The 6,708-nt window shown below is 68.7% G+C and carries 7 protein-coding genes; 6 read left to right on the plus strand and 1 reads right to left on the minus strand.

Annotated elements, in window-relative coordinates:
* Nucleotides 1-167 precede the first annotated feature (167 nt).
* The 6 genes from L995_RS01310 to L995_RS01335 all read left to right on the plus strand — a co-directional run bounded on the left by L995_RS01310 (nucleotide 168) and on the right by L995_RS01335 (nucleotide 5,040).
* Nucleotides 168-1,196: an ABC transporter substrate-binding protein gene (locus L995_RS01310; RefSeq protein ID WP_047468389.1), complete on the plus strand. Its 1,029-nt coding sequence runs from the start codon at nucleotides 168-170 to the stop codon at nucleotides 1,194-1,196.
* 10 nt (nucleotides 1,197-1,206) lie between these two features.
* Entirely contained in the window at nucleotides 1,207-1,722 is a 516-nt protein-coding gene (locus L995_RS01315; RefSeq protein WP_047468392.1) for a nucleoside deaminase, read from the plus strand.
* 55 nt (nucleotides 1,723-1,777) lie between these two features.
* The gene (locus tag L995_RS01320) at nucleotides 1,778-2,815 is read left to right on the plus strand and encodes an ABC transporter substrate-binding protein (RefSeq protein ID WP_017406666.1); all 1,038 of its coding nucleotides are present in this window, start codon (nucleotides 1,778-1,780) and stop codon (nucleotides 2,813-2,815) included.
* A 68-nt stretch (nucleotides 2,816-2,883) separates the two neighbouring features.
* Nucleotides 2,884-3,726, plus strand: coding sequence for an ABC transporter ATP-binding protein (locus tag L995_RS01325; RefSeq protein WP_017406667.1), 843 nt, complete (start codon nucleotides 2,884-2,886; stop codon nucleotides 3,724-3,726).
* 16 nt (nucleotides 3,727-3,742) lie between these two features.
* Nucleotides 3,743-4,510: an ABC transporter permease gene (locus tag L995_RS01330; RefSeq protein WP_012203071.1), complete on the plus strand. Its 768-nt coding sequence runs from the start codon at nucleotides 3,743-3,745 to the stop codon at nucleotides 4,508-4,510.
* A gap of 14 nt (nucleotides 4,511-4,524) precedes the next feature.
* The gene (locus tag L995_RS01335; protein WP_082001457.1) at nucleotides 4,525-5,040 is read left to right on the plus strand and encodes a nucleoside deaminase; all 516 of its coding nucleotides are present in this window, start codon (nucleotides 4,525-4,527) and stop codon (nucleotides 5,038-5,040) included.
* Between the two features lie 18 nt (nucleotides 5,041-5,058).
* Here the strand turns inward: L995_RS01335 and L995_RS01340 are convergent.
* A partial coding sequence (locus L995_RS01340) for a phosphoethanolamine transferase (RefSeq protein WP_047468396.1) occupies nucleotides 5,059-6,708 on the minus strand: 1,650 nt, incomplete at its 5' end.

The following is a 6,708-nucleotide window of genomic DNA, read 5'->3' on the forward strand; positions in this document are numbered from 1 at the left end:
GCGAAGCGACTCAGGGGGTGGTACGCACTTTGCATACAAGGACGAACGAGTAGAAGCGTTCAGCACGCGCCCAGTGCGCGTTGCCCGGAAATTGCTCATGTCACGCCAGCCGCCCGGCCCCATGCCAGCGGCCGGTCCCCATGTTGATAGCGACTGAGAGTTCCACCATGCAACGCCGCCATTTCCTTGCCGCCGCCGCCCTTCCCGCTGCCAGTGCCGTGATGCCCGGGGCCTTCGCCCAGGGCAAGGCGCTGACACCGCTGAAGTTCACGCTGGACTTTCGCGTGACCTCGCAGACCGCGCCCTTTTTCGTGGCGCTGCAAAAGGGCTACTACCGTGACGAGGGGCTGGACGTGAGCATCGACGTGGGCTCGGGCTCGGTGGCATCCATCACACGGGTGGCCAGTGGCGCCTACCAGCTGGGCCTGGGCGACATCAGCTCGCTGATCGAGTTCAATGCGCAGAACGCGGGCGCGGCGCGCGTGCAGGCCGTCTACCAGTACTACAACCGCGCGCCGTTCGCCATCATCGGCCGCAAGGACCGGGGCATCACGGGCGAGTTCGCCAGCCTCAAGGGCAAGAAGGTGGCCGCCGCCGCCGTGGAGTCCACGCGCCGCGTCTGGCCCCTGGTCGCGCAGCGCCAGAACCTGCCGGCCGACCTGTTCGCCTGGACCACGACGGAGTTCTCGGCGCGCGACAACGTGGTGGTGCGCGGCGATGTGGATGCGGCCACCTATTTCCATGACTCGGCCGTGTCGCTGTTCGCACGCATCAAGCCCGAGGAGCTGTCGGTGCTGCGCTACACCGATGCGGGCGTGCAGCTGTACGGCAATGCCATCCTGGCCTCCAGCGCTCTGGTGGCCGAGCAGCCGGCGCTGGTGGCGGGATTCCTGCGTGCCAGCAACCGTGCCCTCATCGAATGCCTGGCCCAGCCCTCGCTGGCCGTGGCCGCCGTGCGCCAGCGCGAGCCCATCCTGGATGAAAAGCTGGAACTGGCGCGCTGGGCCATCACCTCGCAATACCTGGCCGCGCCCGATACGCAGCGCCACGGCCTGGGCGACATCGACCCGCAGCTGCTGGCCCGACAGGCCGAGCAGGTCAGCCAGGTCTTCGGCCTCAAGGCACCCGTGTCGGCCGACGCGCTTTTCAACCGCAGCCTGCTGCCGCCGCTGGCCGCGCGCATGGCCAAGGCCTGAGGGAGTGCACATGGACCACGCCACCGTTTCACTGCCCCTTGAGGCCTCGCTCGACGAGCGCGACGGCCTGTACCTGCGCCGCGCCATCGCCATGGCCGACCGCGCGCGCCAGCGCGGCAATCGCCCTTTCGGCGCACTCATCGTGGCCGCCGATGGCCGCGTGCTGGCCGAGGCCTCCAACGCCAACGGCGAGAGCGGCGACTGCACGGCCCATGCCGAGCTGTCGGCCATCCGCCTGGCCAGCCCCCTGCATGACCGCGAGGCGCTGTCCGCAGCCACCTTGTATTCATCGGCCGAGCCCTGCGTGATGTGCGCGGGCGCCATCTTCTGGTCGGCCATAGGCCGCGTGGTCTACGGCATAGACGCCGTGCGCCTGCGCGAATTCCGCGGCGAGCGCCTGGACCAGAAGGATGCCGAGCTGTCCTGCCGCGATGTGTTCGCCGCCTCGTCCCACGCCATCGAATGCGTAGGCCCGGCGCTGATCGGCGAGGCCGCCGCATCGCACCAGGGCGCCTGGAAAAGCTGACCCGGCCCCGTTCCGTCCCCACCGTTTCTTTTGACCACCAGAGAGGAAGCCCACCATGCAAAAACGACTGTTCCTGCACACCGTCCTGGCCCTGTCCGCCAGCGCGGGCCTGGCAACGGCCCATACACAGGCCCACGCGGCCACGCCGCTGAAGTTCCAGCTGGACTGGCGCTTCGAGGGGCCGGCCGCCTTCTTCCTGCAGCCGGTGGCCAAGGGCTACTTCAAGGACGCGGGCCTGGATGTCACGGTCGATGCCGGCAGCGGCTCGGGCGGCGTGGTGCAGCGCGTGGCCTCGGGCGCCTATGACCTGGGCTTTGCCGACATCGCAGCGCTGATGGAGTTCCAGGCCAACAACCCGGACATGCCCAACAAGCCCGTGGCCGTGATGATGGTCTACAACAACACGCCGGCCTCGGTGATGGCGCTCAAGAAAAGCGGCATCGCCAGGACGGCCGACCTCACCGGCAAGAAGCTGGGCGCGCCCGTGTTCGATGCGGGCCGCCGCGCCTTCCCGCTGTTCGCCAAGGCCAACCAGGTCGGCACCGTGCAGTGGACGGCCATGGACCCGCCGCTGCGCGAGACCATGCTGGTGCGCGGCGATGTGGATGCCATCACGGGCTTCACCTTCACCTCGCTGCTGAACCTGGAGGCGCGCGGCATCAAGGCCGCCGACGTGGTGGTCATGCCCTATGCGGACTTCGGCGTGAAGCTGTACGGCAACGCCATCATCGCCAGCCCGAAGCTGATCAAGGAGAACCCGGCGGCCATCAAGGCCTTCCTGCAGGCCTTCGCCAAGGGGGCCAAGGAAGTCATCGCCAACCCGGGCGCGGCCATTGCCTACGTGAAGGAGCGCGACGGCATCGTCAACACCCAGCTGGAGACGCGCCGCCTGCAGCTGGCCATCGACACCGTGGTCAACAGCGCCGACGCGCGTGCCGAAGGCTTTGGCCAGGTCGTGCCCACACGGCTGTCGCTGATGGCGTCGCAGGTCTCCGATGTCTACGCCACCAAGACGCGCGTGAACCCGGCCGAGGTCTGGAACGGCAGCTTCCTGCCGTCCGCGGCCGAGCTGAACATCCTGCCCAAGAAGTGACGACAAAGTGATTGACACCGTGCGCGTGCGCCAGCGGGCGACGCGCCGGCCCTTGCCTGCTGCCTGACATGAATTCCTCCACATCCCACGGCGATGACGACGCCTTCTTCGTCGAGTTCCGCGACGTCTGGCTTGCCTACAACGAGGAGCTGCTGCGCGCCAACCACTTCGCGGTCGAGGCCATCGACCTGCAGGTGCGGCGCGGCGAGTTCATCGCCATCGTCGGCCCCTCGGGCTGCGGCAAGTCCACCTTCATGAAGCTGACCACGGGGCTGAAGATGCCGTCCATGGGCCGCGTCATGGTCAACGGCGAGCGCGTGACCGGGCCGCTGAAGATCTCGGGCATGGCCTTCCAGGCGCCGTCGCTGCTGCCCTGGCGCACCACGGTGGACAACGTGCTGCTGCCGCTGGAGATCGTGGAGCCGCACCGCTCGCAGTTCCGCCAAAAGCGCAAGGAGTACGAGGCGCGTGCGCGCGCCCTGCTGCAGAAGGTGGGCCTGGGCGGCTACGAGGACAAGTACCCCTGGCAGCTGTCGGGCGGCATGCAGCAGCGCGCCAGCATCTGCCGCGCGCTGATCCACGAGCCCCAGATGCTGCTGCTGGACGAACCCTTCGGCGCGCTGGACGCCTTCACGCGCGAGGAGCTGTGGTGCGTGCTGCGCGACCTGCAGGCCGAGCAGCGCTTCAACGTCATCCTGGTCACGCACGACCTGCGCGAGAGCGTCTTCCTGGCCGACACCGTGTACGTGATGAGCAAGAGCCCGGGCCGCTTCGTGGTGCGCCGCGACATCGAGCTGCCGCGCCCGCGCGAGCTGGAGCTGACCTACACGCGCGAATTCACCGACATCGTGCACGAGCTGCGCGGCCACATCGGCGCCATGCGCAAGACCGGCGCGGCCATCCAACAATAGAACGGGGGAGATTCACATGCACAAGAAATACGCGGAACGCTGGGCGCCCTGGGTGCTGTTGCTGGCGGTCATCCTGCTGTGGCAGGTCATCTGCTCGGCCTTCGAGGTCTCGGAATTCATCTTCCCCAGCCCCTGGGCCATCGGCCGGCAGCTGGCCGAGTTCAGCGGCATCATCGCCGCCCACGCCTGGCGCACCTACTGGGTGACGATGGCGGGCTTTGGCATCGCCATCGTGGTGGGCGTGCTGCTGGGCTTTCTGATCGGCTCCTCGCGCCTGGCCTATGCGGCGTTCTATCCGCTGATGACGGCCTTCAACGCGCTGCCCAAGGCGGCCTTCGTGCCCATCCTGGTGGTCTGGTTCGGCATCGGCGCGGGACCGGCCATCCTCACGGCCTTCCTGATCAGCTTCTTTCCCATCATGGTCAACATCGCCACCGGCCTGGCCACGCTGGAGCCCGAGCTGGAGGATGTGCTGCGCGTGCTGGGCGCCCGGCGCTGGGACGTGCTGATCAAGGTCGGCCTGCCGCGCTCCATGCCGTACTTCTACGGCTCGCTCAAGGTGGCGATCACCCTGGCCTTCGTGGGCACCACGGTCAGCGAGATGACGGCGGCCAACGAAGGCATCGGCTACCTGCTGGTGTCGGCCGGCTCGTCCATGCAGATGGGCCTGGCCTTTGCCGGCCTGATCGTGGTGGGCGCCATGGCCATGGTGATGTACGAGCTGTTCAGCGCCATCGAAAAGCGCACCACCGGCTGGGCCCGGCGCGGCTCGCAGGGCGAGTGAGGGAAAATCCGGCCATGACGCCCGCACCCGCGACGACACCTTCCATGACGCCCCTGACCGACGAACAGGCGGCCCGCCAGCTGCGGCGCGCAGGCGCCGTGGCCGGGCGGGCCATGGCCATGGGCCGCCATCCCTTTGGCGCGCTGCTGCTGGCGCCCGATGGCGAGACCGTGCTGGCCGAGCAGGGCAACATCGACACGGTGAACCATGCCGAGTCCACGCTGGCGCGCACGGCCGCCGCCAACTATCCGGGCGCCTACCTGGCGCAGTGCACCCTGGTCACCACCTTCGAGCCCTGCGCCATGTGCGCCGGAACCATCTACTGGGCCGGCATAGGCCGTGTGCTCTACGGCGCCGAGGAAACGGCGCTGCTGGCGCTGACGGGCGACCATCCCGAAAATCCCACGCTGTCCCTGCCCTGTCGCGAGGTCTTCGCGCGCGGGCAGCGCAGCGTGCAGGTCGTGGGGCCCGTGCCTGCGCTGCAGGAGGAGATGCTGGCGCCGCACCGGGGCTTCTGGCAACAGGGCTGAGCCGCCTGCGCGGGCGGCTCAACTGCGGCAGCCGGCCAGCGCGTCCAGGGGCTTCTGGTAGGTGGGGCTGGTCACGTCCAGCAGGCCCAGGGTGGTGTGGTAGAGGTTGTCGTGCGACAGCGGCGCGTCCAGCTGGCCGCGCACGCAGCGTTCGGACACGCCGGTGCGCTCGCCCAGGTTGCCCAGCCAGGCAATCATGGGAATGTGCTTTTGCTCGTCGGGCGCCATGGCGTAGGGCATGCCGTGCAGGTAGATGCCCATCTCGCCCAGCGACTCGCCGTGGTCGGACATGTAGACCATGCCGGTCTGGTAGCGCGACTGCTGGCTTGCCAGCCAGTCGATGGTCTGCGACAGGAAGTGGTCGTTGTAGCGGATGGAGTTGTCGTAGACGTTGACCACCTGCTCGCGCGAGCAGCTGGACAGCGCATTGGTCAGGCATTCGGGCTGGAAGACCTTGGTCTCGGGCGTGGAGCGCTTGTAGTAGGCCGGGCCGTGGCTGCCCATCTCGTGCATGACCAGCACCACGCCGCGCTCGCGGCGCTCGCGCGGCAGCGCGGCGATGCGTTCGTCGATGCCGCTGAGCAGGATGCCGTCCAGGCATTCTCCATCGCTGGAGCACAGCGCCTTGCCGTCGGGCGTGTCCAGGCGGTCGGCGGTGCTGGCGTTGGGAATGCGTTCGCACACGCCCTTGCAGCCGGCCTGGTTGTCCAGCCACAGCACGGCCAGGCCGGCGCTGTACAGCACGTCCACGAGGTTGTCGTAGTCCACCTTGCTCTTGTAGAAGCCGGTGCGGCCCAGGTGCGAGAACATGCAGGGCACGGATTCGCGCGTGCTGGTGCCGCAGGAGGTCACGTTGCTCCAGTTGAGCACCTGGCGCCTGGCCAGCTCGGGCGTGGTGTCGCGCGCATAGCCGTTCAGGCCCCAGTTGGCGGCGCGCGCCGTCTCGCCCACGACGATGACGAACAGCGGCGGCTTGCGCTCGGCCGCATAGGTGGCCCCCAGCGTGGCGCCGGCCGCAATGCTGGCAAACGGGCGCTTGGGCCGCAGGATGGGCTTGAGCACCGCGTCCAGCGAGGCCAGCACCGGGCTGACCGGATTGAGCATGTGGCGCATCCACAGGTTGTTGCGGACCACGGGCGCCAGCTCGCGGTAGGAGACAAAGACCGAGGCCGCCAGCAGCAGCACCGAGGCGGCCAGCAGCGCCAGCGTGCGCAGCACGGTCTGCATGCTGCGGCGCGGGCGGATGACGCGCAGCCGCAGCAGCCAGGCCGTGGGCAGTCCGGCCACCAGCAGCAGCTGCAGCAGCAGCTGGGGGTTGAACAGGTCGCTGCTCTCGCGCAGGTCGGTCTGCAGGATGTTGTTGATCATGCCGCCGTCCATCACCGTGCCGTAGGCGGTCATGAAGTACTGGGCCGCGCCGGCAATCCAGGGCAGGGCAATCCACAGCGGCTTCATGCCGCGCGGCCAGGCCGTCAGCGACAGCAGCAGCAGCAGGCCGCCCAGGCCCAGGGGCAGCAGCCGCAGCACCAGGGCGGCCAGGCTGCCGTCATAGCCTTCCAGGTGGGGCAGGCGCCGCCACAGCGCCCAGTTGGCGGTGGCCAGCAGCCACAGCGCCAGCACCAGGGCCACGGCCTGGGGCGAGCGCGGTGCGCTCCAGGCCCTACGCGG

The organism is Delftia sp. ZNC0008, from assembly GCF_000799035.1.
Taxonomy (GTDB): Bacteria; Pseudomonadota; Gammaproteobacteria; order Burkholderiales; family Burkholderiaceae_C; genus Comamonas; species Comamonas tsuruhatensis.

Excerpts from the sequence above, each read along its gene's own strand:
- L995_RS01320 (WP_017406666.1), top strand. The coding sequence starts at position 1,778 with ATGCAAAAACGACTGTTCCTGCACACCGTCCTGGCCCTGTCCGCCAGC.
- L995_RS01310 (WP_047468389.1), top strand. The coding sequence starts at position 168 with ATGCAACGCCGCCATTTCCTTGCCGCCGCCGCCCTTCCCGCTGCCAGT.
- L995_RS01315 (WP_047468392.1), top strand. The coding sequence starts at position 1,207 with ATGGACCACGCCACCGTTTCACTGCCCCTTGAGGCCTCGCTCGACGAG.
- L995_RS01325 (WP_017406667.1), top strand. The coding sequence starts at position 2,884 with ATGAATTCCTCCACATCCCACGGCGATGACGACGCCTTCTTCGTCGAG.
- L995_RS01335 (WP_082001457.1), top strand. The coding sequence starts at position 4,525 with ATGACGCCCGCACCCGCGACGACACCTTCCATGACGCCCCTGACCGAC.
- L995_RS01330 (WP_012203071.1), top strand. The coding sequence starts at position 3,743 with ATGCACAAGAAATACGCGGAACGCTGGGCGCCCTGGGTGCTGTTGCTG.